The sequence below is a fragment of the Streptomyces sp. NPDC058401 genome, from assembly GCF_042722885.1.
Lineage (GTDB): Bacteria > Actinomycetota > Actinomycetes > Streptomycetales > Streptomycetaceae > Streptomyces.
Map to the genome: position 1 here is coordinate 21,411 of NZ_JBHXKA010000002.1, position 26,683 is coordinate 48,093.

The 26,683-nt window shown below is 74.1% G+C and carries 15 protein-coding genes and 2 pseudogenes; 7 read left to right on the forward strand and 10 right to left on the reverse strand.

Annotated features, from left to right (window positions below; all coding sequences use genetic code 11):
• Positions 1–143 precede the first annotated feature (143 nt).
• Positions 144–1,238, forward strand: a complete 1,095-nt coding sequence (locus ACFWNV_RS01000; protein ID WP_383938458.1) for an AMP-binding protein — start codon at positions 144–146, stop codon at positions 1,236–1,238.
• 25 nt (positions 1,239–1,263) lie between these two features.
• Entirely contained in the window at positions 1,264–2,529 is a 1,266-nt protein-coding gene (locus tag ACFWNV_RS01005) for a GNAT family N-acetyltransferase (protein ID WP_383938461.1), read from the forward strand.
• A gap of 250 nt (positions 2,530–2,779) precedes the next feature.
• On the opposite strand, the gene ACFWNV_RS01010 is transcribed toward ACFWNV_RS01005, so the two are convergent.
• The 9 genes and pseudogenes from ACFWNV_RS01010 to ACFWNV_RS01050 all read right to left on the reverse strand — a co-directional run.
• Positions 2,780–3,406 carry a hypothetical protein gene (locus ACFWNV_RS01010; RefSeq protein ID WP_383938464.1) on the reverse strand — a complete coding sequence of 209 codons (627 nt, stop codon included), beginning with the start codon at positions 3,404–3,406 and terminating at the stop codon, positions 2,780–2,782.
• Between the two features lie 59 nt (positions 3,407–3,465).
• A complete protein-coding gene (locus ACFWNV_RS01015; protein ID WP_383938467.1) occupies positions 3,466–4,773 on the reverse strand; it encodes an amino acid deaminase in 1,308 nt (435 codons plus the stop codon).
• A 95-nt stretch (positions 4,774–4,868) separates the two neighbouring features.
• Positions 4,869–6,005 (reverse strand): aminotransferase class V-fold PLP-dependent enzyme, encoded by a 1,137-nt coding sequence (locus ACFWNV_RS01020; RefSeq protein WP_383938470.1) that lies wholly within the window; start codon positions 6,003–6,005, stop codon positions 4,869–4,871.
• A 44-nt stretch (positions 6,006–6,049) separates the two neighbouring features.
• On the reverse strand, positions 6,050–7,150 hold the full coding sequence (locus ACFWNV_RS01025; protein WP_383938473.1) for a fatty acid desaturase: 1,101 nt from the start codon (positions 7,148–7,150) through the stop codon (positions 6,050–6,052).
• Between the two features lie 228 nt (positions 7,151–7,378).
• Positions 7,379–8,470 carry a DUF1611 domain-containing protein gene (locus ACFWNV_RS01030; RefSeq protein WP_383938478.1) on the reverse strand — a complete coding sequence of 364 codons (1,092 nt, stop codon included), beginning with the start codon at positions 8,468–8,470 and terminating at the stop codon, positions 7,379–7,381.
• 1 nt (position 8,471) lies between these two features.
• Positions 8,472–9,734 carry an MFS transporter gene (locus ACFWNV_RS01035; RefSeq protein WP_383938481.1) on the reverse strand — a complete coding sequence of 421 codons (1,263 nt, stop codon included), beginning with the start codon at positions 9,732–9,734 and terminating at the stop codon, positions 8,472–8,474.
• Entirely contained in the window at positions 9,727–11,157 is a 1,431-nt protein-coding gene (locus ACFWNV_RS01040) for an ATP-grasp domain-containing protein (protein WP_383938484.1), read from the reverse strand. Before ACFWNV_RS01040 ends, ACFWNV_RS01035 begins: the two co-directional genes overlap by 8 nt.
• Positions 11,158–11,244: 87 nt before the next feature.
• Complete coding sequence (locus ACFWNV_RS01045) at positions 11,245–11,493, reverse strand: SDR family oxidoreductase (RefSeq protein ID WP_383938486.1); 249 nt, start codon at positions 11,491–11,493, stop codon at positions 11,245–11,247.
• A 160-nt stretch (positions 11,494–11,653) separates the two neighbouring features.
• A pseudogene (locus ACFWNV_RS01050) lies at positions 11,654–11,956 on the reverse strand (SDR family NAD(P)-dependent oxidoreductase); the annotation flags it as partial.
• On the opposite strand from ACFWNV_RS01050, the pseudogene ACFWNV_RS01055 reads away from it, so the two are divergent.
• A pseudogene (locus tag ACFWNV_RS01055) lies at positions 11,955–12,382 on the forward strand (cupin domain-containing protein); the annotation flags it as partial. The pseudogenes ACFWNV_RS01050 and ACFWNV_RS01055 sit on opposite strands and share 2 nt — an antisense overlap.
• Before the next feature lie 228 nt (positions 12,383–12,610).
• Entirely contained in the window at positions 12,611–12,847 is a 237-nt protein-coding gene (locus ACFWNV_RS01060; protein ID WP_383938818.1) for a helix-turn-helix transcriptional regulator, read from the forward strand.
• Between the two features lie 153 nt (positions 12,848–13,000).
• Here the strand turns inward: ACFWNV_RS01060 and ACFWNV_RS01065 are convergent, their stop codons facing one another.
• Positions 13,001–13,279, reverse strand: a complete 279-nt coding sequence (locus tag ACFWNV_RS01065) for an ABC transporter permease (protein WP_383938489.1) — start codon at positions 13,277–13,279, stop codon at positions 13,001–13,003.
• 920 nt (positions 13,280–14,199) lie between these two features.
• Here ACFWNV_RS01065 and ACFWNV_RS01070 point away from each other — a divergent pair.
• From ACFWNV_RS01070 to ACFWNV_RS01080, 3 genes are all read left to right on the forward strand, one after another.
• The gene (locus tag ACFWNV_RS01070) at positions 14,200–17,349 is read left to right on the forward strand and encodes an amino acid adenylation domain-containing protein (RefSeq protein ID WP_383938492.1); all 3,150 of its coding nucleotides are present in this window, start codon (positions 14,200–14,202) and stop codon (positions 17,347–17,349) included.
• A 206-nt stretch (positions 17,350–17,555) separates the two neighbouring features.
• On the forward strand, positions 17,556–23,297 hold the full coding sequence (locus tag ACFWNV_RS01075) for an amino acid adenylation domain-containing protein (RefSeq protein WP_383938495.1): 5,742 nt from the start codon (positions 17,556–17,558) through the stop codon (positions 23,295–23,297).
• Entirely contained in the window at positions 23,294–26,683 is a 3,390-nt protein-coding gene (locus ACFWNV_RS01080; RefSeq protein WP_383938498.1) for an amino acid adenylation domain-containing protein, read from the forward strand. Before ACFWNV_RS01075 ends, ACFWNV_RS01080 begins: the two co-directional genes overlap by 4 nt.

Genomic DNA, 26,683 nt, shown 5'->3' on the forward strand with positions numbered 1-26,683 from the left:
TTTACCGGGCTGCCCCTGATCGGCCTGGCCCGGGCCGCGCCGCCCGCCCCCGGGGGTTTTTGACCACGGGGCGCCGTCCCCCCTCGGCCCCGGCGGGTGGGGCCCGGCGCCCCACCCTTCACGGAGCAGTGGGAGGAGTCCACATGCCCAGGCCCGACCAGGTCGGCACCGTCCGTCCGTACCCGCCCGTGCACGAAGCGGTGGCCGCCGTCGTCCGCAAGGTGCCGGCCCGCACCGCGGTGCGCACCGGAACCGACGCGGTCACCTACCGTGAACTCGACCTGTGGGCCGGGCAGATCGCCCGGCGGCTCACCGCCGCCGGGGTGGGCCGCGGCGACCGCGTCGGCGTGCTCGTCGAGCCGTCGCCCGCCATGGTCGCCGCCGCCCTCGGCACCCTGCGCGCGGGCGCCGCCTACGTTCCCCTCGACCCGTCGGCGCCGGCCGACGCCCTGGACGCCGCCCTGTCCGGCGCGGCGGTGCGCTGCGTCGCGACCCGGGGTACCGGTACTGGCACGGCCCGCCCGGCCGGGCTCGGTGCGGTGCGGCTGCCCGTCGTGGAGGTGGAGCCGTACGCCACCCTGCCGGTGCCGGCCCGGGGATGCGCCGCCTCCGCACCTGCCCCCGACGCTCCCGCCTGCGTGACCGCCCCCGGCGGCCCGGCCGTCACGCACGCCGAGCTGTCCGCCGCGACCGCGGCGCGGCGTGCGCTGTGTCCGGGGGCTCCCGTCCTGCTGCCGACACAGCCGCTCACCCACGGGATCGCCGCGGCCGGCCTGTGGGCCACGCTCACCGCGGGCGGGCGGCTGATCCTCGCCGCCGAGGAGCAGACGCACCAGCCCGGAGCCCTGGCAGGGCTCGTGGAGCGGCACCGGGTGACTCAACTGCTCTGCACGGCAGACCTCTTCGGCGAGCTGCTGGAAGCCACGGGCCGGGTGGGTCTTCACCAACTGCGCACCCTGGACACCGTGACGCTGACCACCGGACCGCCACCGGCCCACCTGATGGACCGTCACACAAGGTTGCTCGGGCGGTCCGTGGCGCTCGTGGACGCGACCCGGTACACCACCGCCCCCGAGGCCGCCGCGACCGGCCCGATCGGCCCGATCGGCCCGATGGTCGACGCCGACGCCGACGCACGCGGGCGCTTCGGCCGCCCGGACGCCGTCGTCCGCCGGCTCGCCCGGCCCGTCGCGCGCACCCGGGCCGGAGCCCGGCCGTCGCGCCAGGGCCTGTCGTAGCCGCACCGGAAGGAGTACGACCCCCATGTCCTCCGCCCCTCCCGAACCCACCCCCGTCGAACCCGCCCCTCCCCATCCCCTGCGCCCCATCCGCGCCGAGGAGTTCGACGCCTGGGCCCTGGCCGTCGCCGACAGCTACGGCGAGGACCGGACGGCGTCCCAGCTGGCCGTGGAACGGACCACGATCGAACTCGACCGCACGCTCGGCGCGTTCGACGGGGACCGGCCGGTCGGCGGCGCCGCGCTCTACACGCGGGCGCTGACGGTGCCCGGCGCGATCGTTCCCGCCGCCCGCGCGGTCTGGGTGGGCGTGGCCCCGACCCACCGGCGGCGCGGCATCCTCACCTCGCTCATGCGCCGGCAACTGCACGACGTGCACGCGGCGGGACGGGAGCCGATCGCCGTCCTGAACGCCTCCGAGGCCGCGATCTACGAGCGCTTCGGCTACGGCGTGGCCTCGTACCAGGCCGATTACCTGGGCGACACCCGGGCGATGGCCTTCCGCCCCGGGACCGACCTCGGCCGGGGCCGCATCCGGCTGCTGCCCCGCGAAGCGGCCCGGCCGGTCCTGGAGGAGCTCTACGACAGGGCCAGGACGCTGACCGTGGGCCGCATCGACCGCCCCGGGCCCTTCTGGAACGACCGGCTGTACGACGAGGAGCACGCACGGAACGGGGCGACGGCCCTGCGCTTCGCCGTGCACACCCAACCCGACGGCGAGGTGAGCGGCTACGCCTTCTACCGGCTGCGCGGGGGCGGCCACGAGAATCCTCACAGCGCGGTGGAGATCGGCGAGCTGGTGACCACCAGCGGGCCGGCGTACGCGGCCCTGTGGCGCTATCTGATCGACATCGACGTCCACCCGTGGGTCCGCTACCGCGGCGCTCCCGGTGAACCGCTGCTGCACCTGCTGGCCGACATGCGGTCCCTGCGCACCACCGTCTCCGACGGTTTGTGGGTGCGGCTCGTCGACGTAGGCCGGGCGCTCGCGGCGCGCCGCTACGCGGCACCGCTGGATCTCGTCCTCGAGGTCGAGGACCGGTTCTGCCCGTGGAACGCGGGGCGATACCGGCTGTCCGCCGACGGCGGGCGGGTCTCCTGCGAGCGTACGGCCGCCGCGGCGGATCTGAGCCTGACGGCTTCCGAGCTCGGAGCCGCGTACCTGGGCGGTACGACGCTGGAGGCGCTCGCCCGTGCCGGCCGCGTCACGGAGCTGCGACCCGGCGCGCTGGCCCGCTGCTCGGCGGCCTTCCGGTGCGGCCACGAGCCGTGGTACTCGGCCGAACACTGACCGCGGTCACCGTACGAGCCCCGCGGAGCGAACTCCGCGGGGCTTGCTACGTGCCGGGCCCGTCCTGCCACGGGCCTTAGGTCGTCTCTTTCGGATCTTGTCGGCCGAGTCCGCGGCGTCTGGTGCCGTGCCTGGGCGTGCTGTCGGGGCGTTCGCGTACTGGGCGTACGTGGTCGCCTCGGCAGTGCGGCCAGGCGCGGTGCCAGGCGTCGCGGGCCCGGCAAGATCCGAAAGAGACGGCTTAGGCCGGTCACGGGGTCCGCTGGTTGACCCAGCGGCGCTGTCCCGCGGGCCAGGGCTCCCCGGTCGCGGGGGTGGCGAGCCGTCGCCGGAGCCGGAACAGGCGTGCCCGGAGGGACGGGTACGGGCCTGCCAGGAGGAGCGCGAGCGCCACGGCGCTCAGGGCGGCGAGCGCCCCGAAGAGCGCGCCCGTACCGGCGAGGAGAGCGACGAACACGCCCAGCGGCGGCCCGGCGCTCCATACGAGAACGGTGCCCGCCGGCTTCGCGCGCGGTGCGCAGGCCGTGGCGCAGCCGAGCAGGCAGAGGAGTCCCGCCACCGCGGGGAGGGTCAGGGACGGCCCCGCGGCCAGGCCCGCTCCCGCGACCGCGCCGAGGGCGAGGGACAGGGCCGCCCGCGTACGGGAGCCGGTCGCCTGCGGCCGGGGGCCCCGGACGCCTCTGCGCGTACGGGAGCCCAGGCGCGGGCCGAGCAGGGCCGTGCCCGTCGCCAGCGCGGCGAGGGCCGCCCCGGCGGCGTAGCCACCGGGCAGCCGTCCCGCCAGGAGCACGCCCGCCGGTACGGCGACGGCCGTCTGCAGTGCGCACAGCAGCCGTGTCGCGCTGCCTGCGTGCCGTCCGGTCACGGTCACGGTCACCCCGCCGCCCACCTCTCTCTTCGCACTCTCCGCGCTCTCCGCCCTCTCCGCCGTACCGGTCAGAAGAACGTCCGCACGAGATCGATCACCGTCTCGCCGCGGGTCACCGGGATCAGCTGCCACTTGTCGAACGCGGTGCACGGGTAGGCGAGGCCGATGCCCGCCCAGTCCCCCACGCGGACGTCGTTGCCGGGGGCGAGCCGGATGAAGGCGTGCTGGTCGTTCACCTCCTTGATCACGCAGTCGTGCAGCGGCTGCGTGGATCCGTCGTCCCGGCGGACCAGTTGGGGCTCGGGCTGCCAGGCGTCGAATGACAGGTCCCGCTTGCCGGCCGTGACCAGGGCGAGGCCCGGTTCGGGACGCGAGGTGACCCGGCCCCAGGCCCGCAGGGCGGGGCGCAGCCGTCCCTCCCCCGCCGCCTCCCGGGAGAACGGCGACATCCAGCGGTAGAAGCCGTCGTCGTGGGCGATGTAGCAGCCGCTGCGCAGGACCGGCAGCACGTTGAGCCCGTCGGGCCAGGGCTCGGTGAGGGCCTTGGCCACCTGGTCGAAGAAGCAGCTGCCGCCGGCCGTCACCACGACGGTGTCGGTCTCGAACAGCCCCTCCTGGTGGATCAGTTCGGTCACCTCGCGGATGCGACGCAGGAAGCCGTCGATGACGCCGAGGCTGTTCGGGGAGGGGTCGTTGACGAGGACGCCCTCGTATCCCCCGACACCGGCCAGCCGCAGCACCGGGCTGTCGGCGACGGCGCGGGCCGTGGCGAGGGCCTCCGCCACCGTGCGGGCGCCGGCCCGGCCGCCCGTACGGCCGAGTTCGACGATCACTTCGATCGGCCGCGAAGGCGCGGGCCGCAGCGCGGTGAGGGCGTCGTGCATGCGGCGGACGACCTCGGGCGAGTCGGCGAAGCAGCTGAAGCGGTAGCCGGGGTCGCGGTCCAGGTCGGCGCTGACCCACTGCAGGGAAGGGGCGTCGACGAGTTCGTTGGCGAAGAGGACGTTCGCCACGCCGAAGTGGCGGTAGACGCGCAACTGCGCCGTGTTGGCCGCCGTGATCCCCCAGGCGCCGGCGTCGAGTTGGCGGGCCCAGAGCTGCGGCGCCATGGTGGTCTTGCCGTGCGGGGCCAGCTCGACGCCGCGCTCCGCGCACCATTTGGCCATGGTGGTGACGTTGTGTTCCAGGGCGTCGGCGTCGAGCGTGAGCACGGGCCCGACGAACCCGTCGTCGAAGAGGTTCAGGCCCCGGGCGGCCAGCTCGGCCACCGTGCCGCCCTCCGCGGAGACCGGCAGCCCCTTGAAGCGCCAGTCGATCACCTCGTCGCCGAGGGCCCGGAGCGCCTCCCGGTCGATCGCCTCGTGCGGTGTGGTCACCGTGATTCCTCTCGTGTTTCGGTTCGGTGTTCGGTGTTCTGTGGCCGGCCCGGGCCGGCCCGGCTTTACCTGGCCGGCCCTGTCCGGACCTTCGGTCAGGCGACGATCGCCCGCAGTTCCCGTGCGAACACGGCCACGTCGTCAGGGGTGTTGTAGTAGTGGGGCGCCACGCGCACGGCGTGGTCGATTCCCTCGCGGCGCATGAACAGGGGCGTGTGACTGCCCTGGGCCACCCAGACGTTGACGCCGCGGGCGGCGAGTTCGTCCCGCACGCGCGGAGCCGGCGTGCGGTCGCACACGAACGTGACGATCGACGCGTGGCGCGTTCCGGGGTCGACGAGCCGGGTTCCGGGGAGTTCCTCGACCGCGGCGCGGACGAGGTCGCGCAGCGTGTCTCCGGAGGGCTCGACGGCGCTCTCCGTGCGCCGGAGCTGGTGGCGCAGGGCCGCGTCGAGCCCCATGACGGCGGCCGCCGAGCGTTCGGCGTACTCGAAGCGCCGGGCACCGTCGGTGTGCACCTCGTAGGTGGTGTCGGAGGTCATGTCGGCGACGTGCAGATCGTGGAACGGGGGGCGCGCCCGCTCGCGCAGGCGCGGTCCGATGTACGCGAAGCCGGTGCCGCGCGGCCCGCGGAGGAACTTGCGGCCCGCACCGGTGAGCAGATCGCAGCCGATCTCCCCGACGGACACGGGCAGTTGTCCCACCGACTGGCAGGCGTCGACGAGGTACAGGCACGGCCAGGAGGCCAGGACCTGCCCGATCTCCTCGACGGGGTGGACGATGCCGCACCCGGAGGGCACGTGCGGGACCGAGACGACGGCCACGTCCTCCCGGATGGAGTTCCGCATCCACTCCACGTCCAGGTCGCCGCCGGGCAGCAGGGGCACGACCTCGATCCGTACGCCGGTGCGCCGCCTCAGCTCGGTCCACAGGATGAGGTTGCCCGCGTACTCGTACGGGGTGATCCAGATCCGGTCCCGCGGCGACAGGGACAGGGCCGTGACGGCCGAGGTCCATGCCCGGGTGGCGCTGTCGAACAGTGCGAGGCCCTCGGCCGGGGCGTCGAGCACGCGCGCCAGGCTCTCGTACACCCCCTTGTCGAGCGTGTCGGCGTGCCGCAGTTCGGTCTCGTACGCGCCGTCCCGCGCCTCGCTGCGCAGACAGCCGGTCATGGCGTCCACGACGGCGGCGGGCATGAGCCCGGCGCCCGCCGTGTTGAGGTGTACGGGCATGGCTGGGCTCTCCTCGTGATCCTCGTGGGTCCTGTGCGTACGGGTCAGGAAGCCCGCGCGAGAGCAGCGGCCTCCGCGAACGAGCCGTCGGCGCCGAGCTGTTCGGGGTCGCCTCCGGCGCGCTGCCACTTGCGGTACTTGGAGGCGTAGCTGAGCAGCGTCTCCTGGTTCCGCCGGCCGCGGGACCGGGTCAGGATTCCCGCCCACAGTCCGTCCCAGCGGGCGTAGGCGGGGTCCCGCAGCAGGATGCGGTGGGCGCGCTTCATGTTCCAGAAGGGCACGCCCGTGTTGAGGTGGTGCACCAGGTGGTAGTTGTCGTGGTGGCGGCCGAGCAGGAACCGCTCGATGGCCCAGCCGTGCCGGTTGCGCGTCATCAGGATCTGCCGCGACTCGCTCTCCGGCAGCGGGTAGTGCTCGGCCAGCTCGGACAGCCAGCCGATGGCGATGGCCGTGGTGAACAACGGCACGAACCAGAAGAGCAGCAGTTCGAGCAGCCATCCCTGCCACGTGCACACGGCGGCGATCGCGGCCCACTGCGAGAGCATCAGCACGAGCTCGGTGCGCTGGCGGATCGGCATGGACACCGTGGCCCCGTCCGCCTTGAAGAGGATGCGGTCGCGGACGACGTACGTGACGTACTCGGCGGCCCGCAGGCCGAGGATCGCCTGGGCGATGTTGCGGAGGAAGAACGTCCGGTCGGACTGGGTGTGGTCGTAGAGGCCGACGCCGACGTGGAAGTTGTAGTCGGGGTCCTTCTCCGGATCGCCGAGGAACCGGTGGTGGAAGCCGATGTGGGAGTGCCGGTACGGGTTGTACATGTGCAGGACGAGGTAGCCGGAGAACACGGTGCCCAGGGCGAGGTTGAGCCGGCCGTTGCGTGCCAGCACCTTGTGCGAGGACTCGTGCAGCAGGTTCACGAAGGCCCGCTGCGTGGACCCGATGAGGACGAGCGCGACGGGGTAGAACCAGTAGGAGACGCCCACGCTCAGCCAGACCGAGGCGGCCAGGATCAGGTAGTCGGAGAGCAGCGCCAGCGGTGCATGGTGGTTGTCCAGCGTGCACAGCTCTCTGAGCTCCTTGCGCACGGTGCGGTCGAGCCTGCTGAAGTCCAGGCTGCGGAGGTCGTTCTGTACGGTGGTCGTCACGTTTCCTCTCCAGGTGCAAAAAGGGCAGCACGGCGCGGACCGGAACCGACGGGGCCGGGGACGGGTGTCGTCGCACGGTCGGTTCCGGGAGGTGGGCGGCGCGTCCCGGACCCCGGCGGCGGGCGGCGGGCGGCGAACGCGGTGGGCGGCCGCGGACGGCCGGGGGGCCACGCCCGGGCCGCCCCGGCCGCCGGGGAAAGCGACTGCGTCGTGTGGCGTGGCGTGGCGTCAGGCGGTGGGGCCGGCGAGGATCGCGTCGAGCAGCTTCTCGGCGCCGTAGCGGACCACGTCGGTCGCCGGCAGGCCGGTGGCCGCCTCGATGGCGGCGATCTCCTCGCGCGCGCGCTCGTCCGAGAGTCCGGCGGTGATGAGGGAGAGGCCCACGATCGGGCAGCGGCCCTCCGGCCACACCCAGCTCGCGCCCTCCGCGTGCATTTCGATCGCCCGCTCCAGCGACGGCAGCGGGTGGTCCGGCAGGTACTTGATGGCCGGCCGGCTCAGGTCGTGGCACATGATCAGGGAATCCGCGCGGCTGCCGTGCATCAGGAACAGCGGACCGCCGGAGCCCCGCGGGTGGTTGAGCGCGCCCTGTCCCTCGACCAGGACGAGGTCGCTCCCCTCGACGGCGGCGACGACCTCCTCCTCGATGATCTTGGCTACGTAGTCGACCATGATCGCGTCGATCGACACCCCCTTTCCGGTGATCATGGTGCCGATCTGACCGGTCGCCACGAAGGCGGGTGCCAGGCCGCGGCGCAGCGCCTCCTTCTCGATCTCCAGCATCGTGGTCATCTTGCCGATGCCGCAGTCGGTGCCGACCGTGAGCACGGTCCGCGATCCGGGCCGGTGCGTCTGTATCTCGAACACGGGCTTGCCGTCCTCGTGGAACTCGACGACGTAGCGCTCCTTCGGCTCCCGGCGGACGTCCCAGAGGGTGGCCCCGCTGCGCTCGGCGGCGGCGCTGATCTCCTCGTCCTCGGCCAGCATGGTGTGCAGTCCGTTGATCACGTCGAGGCCCCGGCCGATCGCCTCCAGGACCGTCGGCCGCCAGTGCGGCGGCAGGATGCCGCCCGTGGGCTCGGTACCCAGCAGGACCGCGTCCGGCTGGAGGGCCATGGCGGCCTCGATGTCCGCCACGATCGGGATCCCGGCGCCGAGACCGCCGGTGACCACCTCCCCGGCGTCCCGGCCGGCGTTGTCCCGGTCGACCACCGCGACCACGCGGTCGGAGCGGTACCGCAGGATGCCGGTCACGGTCTTGGCCGTGCTCGGGGTGATCTCCCCGTCGGCGAGGATCGCGATGCGCTTCAGATGGTCCATGTCAATGCCCTTCGTTACGAGGTGCGGTGGTGGTGGTGGTGTTGGTGCGGGCTTTCGCCAGGTGGAGGCAGACTCCGGCGATGGCGGCCGTGCCGAGGCCCAGCCAGTACCAGTCGCCGGCGCCGTGGTGGTAGCTGGTCAGGAAGACCGCTCCGCCGAACAGCGAGCCGAGGGCCTCGCCCGAAGTCAGCGATACGCCCTGGAGGTTGGAGGAGGCGATGGGGGAAACGTTGGTGAGGCGGTTGAACGCGATGCTGACCATCGGCGCGTAGAGCATCTCGGCGAAGGCGAACACCGCCATGGCCACGGCCGCCCCGGCAACGGCCGGCAGGCCGACGCCCAGGAGGACGATCCCGCTGCCGAAGGCGATCACCCCGAAGGCCAGGAGGGTGTTCGGCGCCACGCCGGCCCGCAGCCTGCGGTTGGCCAGGACGGTCACCCCGGACTGGAGCAGCACGATGACGACCGGGGGGCCGCCCAGCAGCACCGCCCGGAGCATCGGAGCGTCGATCGCCAGGCTCACGTACAGCGCGAACGCGGAGTAGAACTGCCCGTAGACGAAGGCCCCGGCCACGGTGAGCCCGATGGCGCGGGCGCACTCCGGGTCGCGCAGCGCACGGAGCCGCGCCGGGGAGCCATCGGCGGGCCGGACCGTGCTCGGCGGTCTCAGTCCGCGCGGCACGCCGACGAGGAGCGTGACCGCGGCGGCGAGGTAGGCGACGGAGACCAGGGCGATCAGCGGCCGGTTGTCACCGGAGACGTAGAGCGCGCCGGCGATGAACGGGCCCAGCGCGGCAGCGGCGTTGGTGGCCATCTGCATGATCGCGTAGACGATGTTGCGGGCCGGCTCGGCGGCGAGGTTCTCCGCGATCAGTACGCGGACGAGGACGCCGTGGACGCTGTTGCCGAAGCCGGCGAGGCACAGCGCGAGCACGACCGGCACGGGGCGGGTGGTGTAGGCCAGGGCGCCGAAGCCGGCGGCCGAACAGACCATGCCGGCCGCCATCGTGACGGAGTACGGCAGTCTCGGCAGCCAGCGGCTGACGGGCAGCGAGGACAGGCCGATGCACAGGAGGAAGGCGAACATGCCGAGCCCGGCGATCGACGCGTTCCCCTTGCCGCCTTGGGTCAGCATGACCGCGAGGACGGGCATCAGGGAGAATTTGCCGAACTGGCAGAACAGGTAGTTGGCGGCGACTACGCGCCGCAGGGCCGACTCGCCCATCATGGGCCCGGCGCCCTTGCGTTCGATCACCTCAGTCATCGCAGACGCCGTCCGTCCGCTCGTAACCGACGTGCCGGGAGAGGTCGTTCTCGCGGCTGAGGTCGCGGTCGGCGGCCGGGTGCGGCGCGGGCCCGGGCGTGGCCGTGGCCGTGGCCGTGCCTGTTGCCGTGCCCGGGCCCGCGGCCGTGGCCTGCGGGGGCGTCGGGAGGCGGGTGTCCGAGGGCGGGGCGTCCGGCTGCCGGGCATCCTGCTGCGGGGCATCGGACGGCAGGGCGTCCGACGGCGCGGCTACGGTGAAGACCAGCCGTGCCGCGCTCGCCACCGCCTTGGCGGCCGCGTGCGCCGGGGTGGTCCCGGTGGCGATGACGTACCCGGCGCGATCGCCCGACCAGCGGACCGGGCCGATCAGCCGGCCGACCTCGTGCAGGACCCGTACCTCGGCCACGTCCGGGTCGGCGAGGACCTCGGTCTCCCCGGTCACCGCGGTCAGTTCGCCGCAGGGAGCCTCGGCGAACGCGATCGCCGAGGCGCGCAGGGCCTGCGGCGGTCCGGCCAGGGGTTCGGTCCGGTCCAGCGCCCAGGCCACGGTCAGCTCTTCCATGTCCACGCCGTAGGCGAGGCGCACGAGTTCGTTGATCCGGTCGCCGCCGCGGCGGCAGTGGCCCTCGACGATCCGCGGACCGGCGGAGGTCAGCTTCACCTCCACGTGGGACGGCCCGTCGGTCAGGCCGACGGCGTCCAGGAACGCCCCGACCACCTCGACCGCCTCCGCGCGGACGGCCTCGTCCAGGGTGGCGGGCATGGTGTGCCCGCTCTCGACGAAGCCGTGGCCGGTCGACTTGTCCGTGAGCGCGAGGACTACGTGGCGGCCGGCGAAGGTGAAGGTCTCGACGCTGATCTCGGGGCCGTCGAGGTGCTCCTCCATCAGGAACGCACTCACCCCGGTGCCCGTGAACCCCCCGGCGACCGCGTCCACCCCGTGCGGGTCCACCAGGACCACCCCGAAGCTGCCGGTCGCCGCCACCGGCTTGGCGATGAACGGGAAACCGTGCTCGGCGCCGAACGCGCGCAGGTCGTCCGCGGTCCGCCCGAGGGCGGCCGCCACCGGACTCACCCCGCGTTCGGCGAGTCTGGCGCGCATGGCCCATTTGTCGGTGACCAGCCGCGCCGTCTCACGGTGCGGCCCGCGCAGCCCCAGCCGCTCGTTGAGCGCGGCGAGGGACAGCAGCGCGTGCTCCTGGATGCTCACCACGGCGTCGAAGGGCCGGAGTGCGTGCAGATGCGCGACGAGGTCGACGAAGGCCGGATCGGTGTAGTCGGTCAGCAGTGTCACGACCGGAGCGGCGGCCTCCTCGGCCCGGACACGCTCGGGGCGCTGCGCCCACCACACCTCGGCTCCCAGCTTGACCGCCGCGTCGACCATGGTCTGCTGATCGCCGAGGACAAGTACACGAGGCTTCATGGCAAGAATGGTGACAGTGACTTGCCTAATTTGGCAACCCCCCTTGCCGAGATGGCGCGGGGGCGTCCGAGGCCAATGACGGCCGGGTCAGGCCGGCGCGGCTCCGCCGTCGAGGGTGAGCACCGTGCCGGTCGCGTAGCCGTTGCCCAGGAGGTAGAGGTAGGCCGCCGCGGCCTCCTCGGGGCTGCCGACCCGCTGCACGGGAAGGCCGCGGCCCTGCGCCTGGAGGAAGGCCTCCGGTTCGGGCACGCTGCTGTCCCAGAGCTCGGTGCGGATCGCGCCGAGGCGGACCGCGTTGACCCGCAGCGGGGCGAGTTCCAGGGCCAGGGCGCGCATCAGACCCTCGGCGGCTGCCGTGACGCTCGCGCCGAGCGAGGCTCCGGGAGCGGGCCGGTTGGCGAAGCTCCGGGGGCGGGCCGGCTGGCGAGGCTCCGGGGGTGAAAGTGATCGAGCCGCCCGAACGGAGCTTCGGCGCCGCGTACTTCGCGGCGAGCAGGGCGCCTCGGAAACGGCGCTCGAAGAACGTCCGGGACTCCGCGGCGGTGAGGTCGGCGAGCGGCTTCAGCAACAGGGGCTCCCCCGCCGTGTAGACGAGGTGGTCGAACGCGCCGGTCCGCTCGAAGAAGGCGGCGAGCGCGGCCTCGTCGGCGACGTCCAGCGCGACGCCCTCGGCCGGACCGCCGAGCCTCTTCACCGCCCGGTCGACCCGGTCCCGACTGCTGGAGGCGACGACCACGTTCGAACCTTGTGCAACTACGGCCTGCGCGACGGCGAATCCGATGCCGGAGGTGCCGCCTATGACGACCCCGTGGGGCGTGCGCTTCCAGCCCGTCGCGGGAGCCGGATTCCACGTCGTCGTCGAAGGCCACTGCTTCCTCCTGCCGGTCGTCGGCGAGCCGGTCGCCCTGGCCCCGGCGACGTCGTGTTCCTGCGCCGCGGCACCGGCCACGCCATCTGTGACGCGGTCGGCAGCGAGCCGGTCGCCTTCGAACCCGCCCGCGTCGACACCTCCTCGCCCATCGGGCGGTTCACCGTCGAGGGCGACGGCGCCCGCAGCGTGCTGGTGTGCGGGGCCCACCACCTCGACATCGACCGGCCGCATCCGCTGCTCGGCGACCTCCCGGAGGTCATCCACCTCCCGGCCGGCCCCGGTCGCCAACCGACGCTGCGCTCGGCGGTCGACCAGCTCTGCGCCGAGATCCACCGGCCTCAGCCGGGTTCGGACTCGGTGGTCACGGCGCTCGTCGATCTGCTGCTCCTCTACATCCTGCGGTCCTGGTACGCCGAGTTGCCCGGAGAGCGGACGCAGGGCTGGGCCTCGGCGCTGAACGACCCGTTGATCGCCCCGGCGCTGAAGGCGACCCACGAGGACCCCGCGCATCCGTGGACCGTCGAATCGCTGGGGAGCCGGGCCGGACTGTCGCGCGCGGCGTTCGCCCGGCGGTTCACCACGGTGGTCGGAGAGCCGCCCCTCGGCTACCTGACGACGTGGCGGATGGCCCTCGCGGCGCGGATGCTGCGCGAGACGGCCGACCCGTTGGGCACCGTCGCCGAGAAGGCCGGCTACACCTCGGAATTCGCGTTCGCGAAAGCCTTCAAGCGCCACTTCGGCACCCCGCCCGGGGCATACCGGCGGGAGCGGCGGACGGCGTCGTCGCGGGCCGGGCAGGGTCCGAGAGGGACTGCCTAGGGCGGGCACAGGGCTTCGGCGGGCCGCATTCGGGCCGTACAGGGCGGGGCGCTGCCCTGCGACCGCACCGATCGCACCGATCGCGACGGCCGTGCAGAGTCCGGTGTCCCGGGCGAGGACCGGAACGACGGCCGCCCGGCGCTTGGCGCGGGCCTACACGGCGGTGGCAACGGCGCCCGGCGCCGCTCCGGGTATCCCGCCGAGCATGGCGAGCCGGATCGGCTCGGGCAGGACCTGCGGGCGGATGGTGCCCCTGGCCGCTCCGACGGCTCGTCGCAGGCCGATCCCGGAGCGGCGTTCGGGCACGGAGACGAGCATGGTGTCGGCCACGCCGATGCCGCCGACGTGCAGGGCCACCGCGCAGGCCACCGCCCACGCGGACGATGCCGGTCTCAGCGCCTCCCCGCGCCCGGGAGGCGGCCTGACCGTCACCGCCCCCTTCCCCGGCACGGACCGGCACGGACCGCCCCGCACCGCGGACCCGGCGCGGGGCGTAGGGCCCCGCGCCGGTTACCGCGGGCCGGGTCCCGGGCCACCGGACTGGAACTCCTCGCCACCTCCTGCAACCTGCTCCGGGATCCGCCGGCACCTCCTCTCGGCCGCCTTGAGGACCGGGCTCCGCGGATCGCCGCCCAGCGCATCCCCGCTACCGCCGAGCCGCCCTCGGCATTGGGGGTGGGGACGGCGGCGACCCCGTTCTCGCGCATGCACTTCACATACGCGAGCGTGCTCCTCCTTGTCGCGGGCAGCCGACTTCCAGGGCTCGGAGCGCCGGGGCGCCGTCGTCACCGCCGGGCCTGCCGCACGCGCCGGCGAACAGTAGGACCGGTCGGCGGGCCGGCTGCGGATGCCGCTTCCCCGCCCAGGGCCGGGCTTCCATGGCCGTCGCGATGCTCACGCAGCGGGCGACGCTGCTGATCTACCCCTGCCCGTCGAGAGGTTGATGAACTGTCAGGGATGGGCGGACTGCGGACGTTTGGGTGGACGTCGGTGGAGCTCGGCCCGTACATGGTGGTTGATTCCGGGCCGTGGACGGCTCTTGACGGTACTTGGGCGTTGTGCGAATCTCTCGACAGGTCTGGACCAATTGTCTTCATCGGGTGGGGGCCCGAGCTGCCGACGTCTCCGGTGATCCTCGGATTTCCGGCGGTCCGGACCACTCACGGCCATCGGCCGGTCCCCGGGGGAGGGCCGGACGTCCCATGATGGCCGGCGCCGTCACCGAACCCGTTCGCCGCAGCCTGCCGTTGACCTCTGAAGTCCTCACGTGCGGTTCTCCGCGCCCAAAGCCGCGTCCGCACGTTGACACGTGCCGCTCCTCCACTCTGCTCCGACGTCCTAAGTGAGCCCCGATGTCCGAAGTACTCCCCCTGCCCGACCGCACGCCGGCCTCGCCGGCCCAGCAGGGTGTCTGGCTGACCGATCGACTGGGACTGGCCCGCGAGGCGTTCCACATGCCGGTGCGGATCTCCTTCGACCGGATCGACACGGCGGCGCTGGCCCGCGCGGTGACCGCCGTGACCGGGCGCCACACGGCCCTCGGTGCCCGGCTGGTGGAGCGTGACGGCCGGGTCTGGCAGGAACCCGCGGCGCAGCAGCCCGAACTGGTGCAGCTCGAAGCGCCCGCGGACGAGGCCGACTTGGAGAAGCGACTGGAGGAGGAGGCCGCTCGACCGTTCGCCCTGGAGACGGGACCGCTCAGCCGCTTCACCCTGCACCGGCGCGCCGACGGCAGCGCCGAGCTGCTGGTCACCGCGCACCACGCGGTCTTCGACGGCAACTCCAAGGACGTCCTGACCCGGGACCTCGCAGCCGCGTACGGCTCGGCACCCCTGCCCGCCACCCCTGCCCCGGCCCCGGCCGCCCCGGCGGCGGATCCGGAGGCCGTACGGAGGGCCGCCGAGTGGTACGGACCGCGTTGGGCCGCCGCCACCGACCCGGTCCTGCCAGGCGTGCAGCGCACTCCGACCCTCGCCGGGGCCGGTGAGACGGTCGGGTGGCGCCTCGACGGCGCCGAGGCCGAGGAGTTGGCCGCTGCGGCCGCCCTCGCCGGTACCACCGTCTTCGAGTTCCTGCTCGCGGCCCTGCACGGGCTGCTGCGCCGCTACGGCGGCGAAGCGGTGCCGGTGTCCGTGCCGCTCTCCACCCGGACGCCGGAACTCGCCGATGAAATAGGGCTGTTCGTCAACGAACTGCCCGTCCACGCGCCCGGGGCCGGTGCGTCCGCATCCACGTCCACATCCGCATCCGCATCGGAGACCTTCGCCGCATTCGCCGGCGCCGTCCGGGCCGAGCTGCGGGCCGGTTACCCGTACCGCAGTGTGCCCTTCGGCAGTGCCGTCGCCGGGCTGAGCCCCCGCGTCGGGCTGACCGCGGTCTCGCTCGGCTACCGCCGGCGCGGCCCGGACCCGGACTTCGCCGGCACCGGCGCCCGGATCGCCTGGGCCGTGCACAACCGCACCGCCCGCAACACCCTCCACCTCCAGGTCGTCGAAGCCCCCGGCAGCCACAACTCCCCGCACGGGGGACTCGACTTCAGCCTCCAGTACGACCCGGCCGTACTCGCCCCGGATGCCGCGCGCCGGATCGCCGGCCACTACGGGACCCTGCTCGCGGGCGCGGTCGCCGCACCCGGTGCCCGGCTGCTGGACCTGCCGTTGCTGGACGCCGCCGAACTGCGGGCCGTCACCACCGCGCCGAACGCAACCGACCGGCCCTACCCGGCCGACCGGACCGTGCTCGACCTGGTCCGCGCCCAGGCCGCCGCCACCCCCGGGGCGATCGCGGTCAGCGCTGCCGGCCGTCACCTCGACTACCGCGAACTCCTGCTCCGTACGGATGAGTTGGCCACCGCACTGCACAGTGCCGGCGTCCGGCCCGGCGACCTGGTCGGCCTCCACCTGGACCGCACCGCGGACCTGCCCGCCGCCCTGCTCGCCGTCCTCGCCACCGGTGCGGCGTACCTGCCGCTGGACCCCGGCTATCCGGCCGAGCGCCTCGCCCTGGTCCTGCGCGATTCCGGTGCCGTCCTGGTGCTGGCCGACCGCGAGCCCGCGCCCGAGGTGGCCGCCGCCGCCCCCGCGGTCCTGCGGATGCCCGCGCCGTCGGCGCAGCACCCGGCCGGGGCGAAGGCCGCCGGCGCGGAGGCCGCCCCCGGTCCGGACGACGTGGCGTACGTCCTCTACACCTCCGGCTCCACGGGCCGCCCCAAGGGGGTCTCCGTCGGCCACCGGGCCCTGGTCAACCTGCTCACCTCCTTCGCCGACCTGCTCGGCTCCGGCCCGCAGCACGCCTGGCTCGGCCTGACCTCGCTCTCGTTCGACATCTCCGCGCTGGAGCTCTACCTGCCGCTGATCACCGGCGGCCGCCTGGTCCTGGCCCCGGACGGCCTCGCCGTCGACGGTCCCGGGCTGCTCTCCCTGATCGGCTCCGAGGGCGTCACCCACGTGCAGGCCACCCCCTCCGGATGGCGGGTGATGCTCGCGGCGGGGAGCAGCGGCTCCGACCCGCTCACCGCCGTCACCGGTCTGGCCGGCGGCGAGGCGCTGCCGCTGCCGCTCGCCCGGGACCTGCGTGCGCGCACCGCCCGGCTCTTCAACGTGTACGGGCCCACCGAGACCACCATCTGGTCCACCTGCGCCGAAATCCCCGTCGGGCCGGAGCGGGTCGGGATCGGCCGCCCGATCGCCAACACCCGGACCTACGTGGTCGACGAGCAGCTGAACCCCACTCCGCTCGGCATCCCCGGAGAGCTGCTGATCGGCGGGGACGGTGTCGCCCACGGCTACCTCGGCCGCCCCGAACTGACCGCCGAACGCTTCGTGCAGAGCCCGTTCGGCCCGCCCGGAGCCCGGCTCTACCGGACCGGTGACCGTGCCGTCCGGACGTCCGACGGCGAACTCGAGTTCCTCGGCCGGATCGACGACCAGGTCAAGATCCGCGGCCACCGGATCGAACTCGGCGAGATCGAGTCGGCCCTGCTGGAGCACCCGGCCCTCGCCCAGGCCGTCGTTGCCGTGCACACCGAGGAGGACGGTGAGCCCTTCCTGGCCGGCTACCTGATCCCGGCCGCGGGCATCCCGGCGCCCGCCCCCGCCGACCTGCGCACCCACCTGATGCGCACCCTGCCGGCCGCGATGGCACCGCAGCGCTGGCTCACCCTGGAGCGCCTGCCGCTCACCCCGAACGGCAAGCTGGACCGGCGGGCCCTGCCGGTGCCGCCGCGCGAGACTGCGGCGGCCCACGGTGGCGGGGCTCCCGCCGGCTCCGCGGAGGCCGGCGACGCGACGACCGGAACGGTCCGGCGGATCTGGGCCGAGGTGCTGAACCTGCCCGACGTCGGCCCCGAGGACGACCTGTTCGACCTCGGCGGGCATTCGCTGACGGTGATCCAGATCGCCGCCCGGATCCGCGACGCGCTCGGCGTGGAGCTGGACTTCGACATCTTCTTCGACGTCCCGACCCCGGCCGGCATCGCCGCCGCCGTCCGCGAGCGCCAGTAGAGCCGCCCCTTCCTGACGGCCGTGCCGGGCCCGCGCAGCCCCGTACGCCGGGCCCGGTCCGCTCGGCCGCACCCGGCCCGGGCCCGCTCCGCCTCACTCACTCGGCCCTGCCCTACCGGGCCGAGTCCGCACCTCCGCACCCCCGTACCTCCGTCCGTACCTCCGCACGCTCCGATTCACCCGCCGCACGCCCGAACAGGAACTCGATGACGGATACCCAGGACCTGCCCACCGACTGGTCCGCAGCCAAGCGCGCCCTTCTCAGCCAGCGGCTGCGCGGCGCCTCGGCCCCCGCCCGGGTGGTGGACCCCCGCCCGGCCGACACCGCGCCGCCGCTCTCCAGCGGCCAGGAGCGGCTCTGGTTCATGGACCAGCTCGCGCCCGGCTCCACGGCCTACGCGCTGGCTCCGGCCCGCCGGCTCCGGGGCCCCTTCGACCGCGCCGCCCTCGACGCCGCGCTGACCGACCTCGTGGCCCGGCACGAGAGCCTGCGGATGACCTTCCGCACCACCGAGGCCGGCACGGCCGAGGTCCGGGTCGCCGAGCCCGCGCCGTTCGCCGCCCAGCACCTGGACGCCAGTGCGGACCCCGACCCGCAGGCGCGCGCCGCCGCCGAACTCGGCGCGCTGATCGCCGTACCCTTCGACCTCCAGGCCAGCCCGCTGCTGCGCGCCCTGGTGGTCCGGATCTCCGAGGAAGATCACGTCCTCGCCCTCGTGATGCACCACATCATCTGCGACGGCTGGTCGATCGACCTCCTCAACCGCGAACTCGACCTCCGCTACGCCCACCACGCACACGGCACGCCAGGTGAACTCCCGGCTCTGTCCGTTCAGTTCGGGGACTACGCGGCCTGGCAGCGCGACCGTCTGGAGAACGGGCCGCTCGCCGCCTCGCGCGCGCACTGGCGGACCGAACTCGACGGTGTCCCGGCCCTGGAGCTGCCTTCCGACCGGCCCCGCCCGCCGGTCTTCACCTTCGAGGGGGCGGCGACCGAGTTCCGCTGGAGTCCCGAACTCTCCCGCCGGGTCGGGGAGGTGGCGCAGTCGTACGGCGCCTCCACGTACATGGTGCTGATGGCCGCGTTCCAGGCCCTGCTGGGCCGGCACACCGGACAACGGGACTTCGCCGTCGGCTCCGCCGTCGCCGGCCGTCTCCATCACGAACTCGAAGGCGTGGTGGGGGCGTTCGTCAACATGCTGCCGATCCGCGCCCGGCTCGGCGCCGACCTCGACTTCGGCCGGCTGATCAGCCGGGTCCGCGAGACCACGCTCGACGCGTACGCGCACCAGGAGGTGCCGTTCGAGCAGATGGTCAACGACCTCGCGGTGGAACGCGACGTCAGCCGCGCCGCCGTCTTCCAGACCACCTTCGCCTTCCAGAACTACGGAGACCACACCGCCGCCCCCACTGCGGGCCTGGACTCCGAGGGCTTCGGCTACGAGGCCACCACCACCCACGCCGACCTCGCCCTCTACATGCGCGAGGAGGCGGACGGCGGCCTCTACGGCCTGCTCACCTACCGCACCGACCTCTTCGACGCCGGCACCGTCGAGCGGCTCGCCGAACGGTTCGAGCTGCTCACCGCGGCGGGCGTCGCCGACCCCGCACTGCCGCTCGACAGCCTGCCGCTGCTCAGCGCGGCCGAGCGGACGGCCGTACTGGAGACCTGGGCCGCCGGTCCCGCACTCCCGGACGGCGGTCCGGCCACGCTCACCCGGGCGCTGGCCGAGGCTGCGGCCCGGACGCCCGAGGCGGCGGCCCTGGTCTTCGAGGACCGCACACTCACCTACGGCGACCTCGACCGGCGGGCCAACTCCATGGCCCGGCGCCTGCGGGCGCTGGGCGTGGGCGCCGACGATCGGGTGGCCGTCTGCCTGGAGCAGTCCCCCGAGCTGGCGGTCGCGCTGGTGGCCGTGCTCAAGGCCGGTGGCGGCTACCTGCCCCTCGACCCGGAGCAGCCCCCGGCCCGGCTCGCCCACCTGGTCGCCGATGCCGGAGCGAAGGTCCTGATCACCGACGCCGTGCTGCGGCCGCGGTTCGGCGACCACCCGGCGGTCGACCTGCTGACGGGCGACCTGCTGACCGGCAACGGTGACGCGGCGGAGCGGGACGCGTCGGAAGAGGACGGGGCGCCGCTGGAGGAGGTGTCCGGCGCCGACCACCTGGCGTACGTGATCTACACCTCGGGCTCCACCGGCGCACCCAAGGGCGTCGCGGTGCAGCACCGCCAGATCCTCAACTACCTTGCGGGCGCGCACGACCGGCTGCGGATCGAGCCCGGGGCCTCCTACGGGCTGCTGCAGTCGCTCTCCTTCGACTTCAGCATGACCATGCTCTACCTGGCGCTCACGACGGGCGGGCGGGTCCACCTGCTGCCGCGCCGGATCGCGGGCGTGGAACTGGCCGCGGAGATCGAACGGGCCGGCATCGACTACCTCAAGATGACGCCCTCCCACCTGGCCGCCCTGACCGCCGACGCGCCGATGGAACGGCTGCTGCCGCGCCGTGCGCTGGTCCTCGGCGGCGAGGCCAGCAGCTGGGCCTGGGCGGCGGGCATCGCCGCGCTGGGCCGGTGCGCGGTGTTCAACCACTACGGGCCGACCGAGGCGACGGTGGGGATCACCGTCCACGAGGTCACCACCGACGGGCTCGACGCGCCGGGCAGCACCCCGATCGGCAGCCCGCTGGCCGGCGGGCGCTGCTACGTGCTGGACGAGGCCCGCAACCCCGTTCCGCCGGGCGTCACCGGCGAGTTGTACCTGGGCGGGGACCGGCTGGCCCGGGGCTACCTCGGGCGCCCGGACCTGACCACCGAGCGGTTCCTGCCCGATCCGTACGCCGCCCCGGCCGCCGTGGAGCCGCACGCCGCCCCGGCCGTCCTGGAGCCGCACGCCGCTCCCAGGCCCGCCGCCCCCGCCACCGGCGGCCCGCGGATGTACCGCACCGGCGACCTGGCGCGCTGGCGCGCCGACGGGACCCTGGAGTACCTCGGCCGCGGCGACGACCAGATCAAGGTCCGCGGCTACCGGGTGGAGCCCGGCGAGATCGAGGCCGCGCTGACCGCCCTGCCCGGCATCACCCAGGCCGTGGTCCTGGCCCGCGGCGAGGGCGTCAAGCAGAACCTCGTCGCCTACCTGGAGCGCCCCGCGGGCGGCGAACCCCCGGCCGCCGCCGAGCTGCGCGCCGCCCTGGGCGAGGTCCTGCCGGACTACATGGTCCCGGCCCGCTACGTGGTGCTGGAGCGGCTGCCGCTGCTCGCCCACGGCAAGGTCGACCGCAAGGCGCTGCCCGCGCCGGCGGACGGCCCGGCCCCCGGCGCCCACGTCGACCCCGAGGAGGGGACCGAGCAGGTGATCGCCGCCATGTGGGCGGACCTGCTGGACCTGCCCCGGGTGGGCGCGCTGGACGACTTCTTCGAACTCGGCGGCCACTCCCTGCTCGCCACCCAGGTGGTCGCCCGGATGCGCCGGGCCTTCCCCGAACTGGCTACGCCGGTCAGCGTGATGGACCTCTTCAAGCACCCGACGGTCCGCCGCCTCGCCGAACTGGTGGCCACCCCCGAGGGCGACCGCGGGCCGCGCCGGCTGCTGCACCTGCTCACCCCCGAGCGCCGCAAGACGGCCGCCAGTGTGGTCTGCGCCCCCTACGGCGGCGGCAGCGCGCTGATCTACAAGCCGCTCGCCGACGCCATGCCCGCGGACTGGGCCCTGCACTCCATCGCCGTCCCCGGCCACGAGCTGGGCGAGGAGGCGATGGACGTCGACGAGGTCGCCCGGCTCTGCGCCGAGGAGATCGTCGCCAACGTCTCCGGACCTCTGGTGCTCTACGGGCACTGCGGGGTCGGCGTCCGGCTGACCGTGGAGATCGCCCGCCGGGTGGAGGCCGCCGGCCGGGAGATCGACGCCGTGCACCTGGGAGGCATCTTCCCCTTCGCCCGCCCGAAGGGCCGCGGCGCCGCACTGGCCGAGCGCTTCGCCGAGCTGGCGGCCCGGCTGCGCAGCGACCAGGGCATGATCAACGCCCTGGCCGCGGCGGGCCTGGACGTGGACGAGGTCGACGAGGAGCAGCTGCGGCTGATCGTGCACAACCGCCGGGTCGGCACCAAGGGCGCCGAGCGCTACTTCGGCGACCTGTACGAGAGCGAGGGCGGCACCATCACCGCGCCGGTGATCGCCGTCTGCGGAGACCGGGACCCGGCGACCGAGTTCTACCAGGAGCGGTTCCGCGAGTGGCACCGGATCGCCGGGACCACCGCCGTGGTGGTCCTGGACGAGGCTGGGCACTTCTACCTCAAGTACCGCGCCGAGGAGCTGGCCGGGATCCTGACCGGGGTGCACCGCTCGATCGCCGCCGGTGAGGAGGCACGGTACGAGCGCACCGACGACGCCACCTGGTGGCTGGCCGGCCTGTCCCGCGGCATCGCCGGGACGGAGCCGGACTCCGGGCGTGACCTCGTAGGGGAGCTCGTAGGGGAACCCGTACGGGAATCCGAGCCGGAACCGGGGCCGGAATCAGGGCAACCGGGGCAGCCGGAGCGGTCCGGCGCACCGGGGAAGGAGCGGAAGGACCGGAAGGCACGGAAGGCGCGTACGCGCGGCCCCGTCCGCCCGACCATGGGGCGCTTCCTGGCCATCGCCACCGGCCAGCAGCTCTCGATGATCGGCTCGGCCCTCACCGAGTTCGCCCTGCCGATCTGGATCTACCTGCAGACCGGCTCGCTGTTCCAGCTCGGCCTGCTCGCCGCCTTCGGGCTGGTGCCCGGCATCGTCGTCGCCCCGCTGGCCGGTGCCATAGTCGACCGCGGCGACCGCCGCCGGGTGATGCTCGGCGGAGACATCGCGGCCGGCCTGACCCAGGCGGCCCTGCTGGTGCTCTACCTCAGCGATTCGCTGGAGATCTGGCACTGCTACGTGATGATCTCCCTGCTCTCCACCGCGCTCGCCTTCCAGCGCGTCGCCTGGGGATCGGCGGTACCGCAGCTGGTGCCCAAGCGCTTCCTCGGCCGCGCCAACGGCGTGGTCCAAATGGCCCTCGGCCTCGCCCAGTTCCTCGTACCGCTGATCGCGGTCGGCATCCTGCACGTGATCGGTCTCGGCGGCATCCTGGTCTTCGACGTCGTCAGCTACCTGATCGCCACCGGCGTCACCCTGGCGGTGCGCTTCCCCGACGTGATGGCCGCCACCCGCCGCGAGAGCGTGAGCGCCGAGATCCGGGCCGGGTTCCAACGGGCCCTCGGCAGCCGCCACTTCAGGGCCATGCTGTTCTGGTTCGCGGCGCTGAACATCTTCCTCTCCCCGCTGTTCCTGCTCATCACCCCTCTGGTGCTCTCCTTCTCCTCGACCGCCTCGGCCGGCTGGGTCTCCACCGCGGCCGGCCTGGGCGCCGTCCTCGGCGGCCTCACCCTGCTGATCTGGGGAGGCCCGCGCCGGATGCGGCTGCGCGGGGTGCTGTTCGCCACCCTCGGCCTCGCCGCCGCCTGTGTCGTCACCGGCCTGCGGCCCTCGGTGACCGTGGTCGCCATCGGCGCGTTCGGCATGACCTACGGGCTGGCGCTGCTCAACGGCATCTACGCGACGGTCATCCAGACCAAGGTGCCGATGCGCTTCCACGGCCGGGTGATCGCGGTGAACACCCTGGTCGCCTGGTCCACCCTGCCGATCGGCTTCGCCCTGGTCGCCCCGGCCGGCCCCGAACTGCTCCAGCCCCTGATGGACGAGGGCGGCGCGCTGGCCTCCAGCGTCGGCGCCCTGATCGGCACCGGCGACGGGCGCGGCATCGGTTTGCTCTACCTGGTGTTCGGCCTCGCCATGGCCGCACTGGTCCTCATCAGCCTCTGCATCCCCGTCCTGGCCCGCTTCGACCGGGACGTCCCGGACGCCGAGTCCGACGACCTGATCGGCCTCGAAACCCTGCAGGCCCGCGCGAAAGGCGAGACGAACAGATGACCTCCCCGATCCCGAGCACGGTCCCGAGCACGGTCCCCAGCACGGCCCCGGCCCCGGCCCCCGTCTCCCGCCATCCGCTGACCGATGAGCAGCGCCGCCTGTGGTTCCTCCAGCAACTGGACCCGCGGGACGCCGGGTTCAACATGTACCTGAACCGGCGCTGGAGCGGCCCCGTCGACCCGCGGGCCCTGAGCGCGGCGCTCACCCGGCTCACCGCGCGGCACCAGGTGCTGCGCACCCGGTTCGCCCTGGACGGCGAACAGCCCGTCCAACTCGTCGAGCCCGTACGGGAGGTCGCCCTCACCCTGGTCCCGATACCGGAGGCCTCGGAGGAGGCCTTCACCGCGGCGTGCGCCCCCTTCGTCAACGCCCCCTTCGACCTGGGCGAGCGGCCGCCGCTGCGGGCCGTCCTGGTCAGCGCCGGAGAGCACGAGCACGCGCTGAGCGTGGTGGTCCACCACATCGTCTCCGACGGCTGGTCGTTCACGGTGCTGTGGCGCGAGCTGCTCGCGCTGTACCGCGAGGAGATCGGCGAGGGTGCGGCCGAGCTGCCCGAACTCAAGCTCCAGTTCGGAGAGTTCGCGCTCGCCGAGCGGACCCGGCTGGACGGCGGCGCGGCCGAGGAGGCGGTCCGGTACTGGAGCGGACGGCTGGCCGGTGTCAGTGCCCTGCGGATGCCGCTGGACCGCCCCAGGCCCGCCGAGCCCACCCACCGGGCCGGCTTCGCCGAACTCGCCCTCGGCCCGGTCCTCGTCGCCGGACTCGACGCCCTGGCCCGCGAGCAGCGCTGCACCCCGTTCATGGTGCTGCTCGCCGCCTACCAGAGCGTGCTGGCCCGCTGGAGCGGCACCTACGACTTCGCCGTCGGCACCCCGCTGGCCGGCCGCAACGAGACCGCCCACGAGGCCCTGCTCGGCTACTTCTCCCGTACCGGGGTGATCCGTGCGGACCTCACCGGCGAGCCCGATTTCCGTACCGTGCTGCGCCGGGTGCGCTCCGCGACGATGGCGGCGCTGAGCCATCAGGACATCCCGGTCGAGCGGGTGGCCGCCGAACTGGGGCTGCCCGTGCTGCCCGGCGTCGGCCCGCTCTACCAGGCGGTGTTCGTCCACCAGAGCCAGTACGAGCTGGCCGGCGCCGACGAACGGACCTCGCTGCCCGCGGGCGTCCGGACGGCGAGCATGGACTCCGGTTTCGACCGGGCCAAGACCGATCTGCTGCTGGACAGCTGGCGCACCCCGGACGGCGGGATGACGCTCTCGTTCTGCTTCGACCGGGAGCTCTTCGAGCGCGCCACGGTCGAGGCCCTCGCACGCCGGGTCCGCGACCTGCTCGCCCGGGCCGTCGAGGACGTGGAGGTCCCGCTGCACGGCGACTGGCTGCTGAGCGGCGAGGAGCACGCCTCGCTGCTCGCGCTCGGCGCCGGACCCGCCGTCGCCGAGGACGCCCGCCCGGTCCTGCACGGCTTCGCCGAGCAGGTCGCCCTGCGCCCCGGCGCACCCGCCCTCGAATGCGCGGGCAGCACCCTCACCTACGCCGAACTCGACCGTGCGTCCGATGAGTTGGCCGGGCGACTGGGCCCGGTGGCCGGCCGCGCGGTGGGCGTCCGGATCGAGCCGTCCTTCGCACTGGTCATCGCCCTGATGGCGATCTGGAAGGCCGGCGCCGGCTACCTGCCGCTCGACCCCGCGCACCCGGCCGAGCGCCAGCGGCTGATGCTCGGCGAGGCGGACGCCGCCCTGCTCCTCACCGGGGGCGAGCGCCCGGACCTCGGGGTCCCGGTGCTGGGGGTTCCGGTGCTGGGGGTCCCGGTGCTGGGGGTTCCAGTGTCCGGGACCACGGCGCCTCGAATCCCGGCGCCCGGGGGCCCCGTACCGCCCGTAGGCGATCCGGACGCCGGGCCCGCGCTGCCCGGGACCGACCCGGGCGGCCTCGCGTACGTCCTCTACACCTCGGGCTCCACCGGGGTCCCCAAGGGCGTCGCCGTCGAGCACGCCGCCCTGGCCGAGCGCGTCCGCTGGATGGCCGGCCCGGAGGGCTACCGGCTCCGGCCGGGCGACCGGATCGTCCAGTTCGCCTCCATCGGCTTCGACACCCACGCCGAGGAGATCTGGCCGGCCCTCACCGCGGGCGCCTGTGTCGTCCTGCTGCCCGGCGGCGGCCGGATGCTGCCCGACCTGCTGCGCGGCGAGGCCGGACGGTCCGTGACCGTACTCGACCTGCCGACCGCGTACTGGGAGGAACTGGTGGCGCTCGGCGACCAGGCCCCGTGGCCGCCCGCGCTGCGCCTGGTGGTCCTCGGCGGTTCCGAGGCCCGCGCCGCCACCCTCGCCCGGTGGCGGGAGCGGCACGGCGACACCGTCCGGCTGGTCAACACGTACGGCCCGACCGAGGCCACCGTCATCGTCACCGCGGGCGAGCTGGACGGCGGGCCCGTCGGCCCCTCGGGCGGCGTGTCCGCCGCCGGGCAGCGCCCGCCGCTCGGCCGCCCGCTCCCCGGGGTGCGGCTCTACCTCCTGGACGAGCGCGGCAGCCTGCTGCCCGCCGGCTCCGAGGGCGAGCTCCACATCGGCGGCGCCGGCCTCGCGCGCGGCTACCTGGCCAGGCCCGAGCTGACCGCGGAGGCCTTCCTCCCGGATCCGTTCGCCGGGACCCCGGACGGCAGGATGTACCGCACCGGCGACCGCGCCCGGTGGCGCACCGACGGGCAGCTGGAGTTCCTCGGGCGCGCCGACGGCCAGGTGAAGATCCGCGGGTACCGGATCGAGCCCGCCGAGATCGAGGCCGCCCTCACCGCCCACCCGGCCGTCGCCCGGGCGGCCGTACTGGTCCGCGACGGCCGCCGGCTGCTCGCGTACGCCGTCCTGCGGCCGGGCACCATACAGCCGTCCGCAGCCGGTCCGGGGGACGCTGCCGGGCAGCCGGCGACCGCCACCGCGCCGCACGCGGCCGAACTGCGGGAGCACCTGGCGCTGCGCCTGCCGGCCTTCATGGTGCCGGACGCCGTGGTGCTGCTCGACACGCTCCCGCTCAACGCCAACGGCAAGCTCGATGCCTCGGCCCTGCCCGACCCGGACCCGGCGGGCGCCGCGGCCGGGTACCTGGCGCCCCGTACCGATGCCGAGGCCCTGGTGGTCGACCTCTGGCAGGAGGTGCTCGGCGTACCGAAGGTCGGCGTCCTCGACGACTTCCTCGCCCTCGGCGGGGACTCGCTCCTGGTCACCAGGGTCGCCGCCCGCATCCGGGCCGGCGTCGGCCTCGACGTGTCGATCCGCGACGTCTTCGAGAGCCCCACCCCGGCAGCCCTGGCCGCCCGGATCGAGGCCCTGCTGATCGCGGAGATCGACGCCCTCAGCGAGGAGGAGGCCGCCGACCGGCTGGACTGA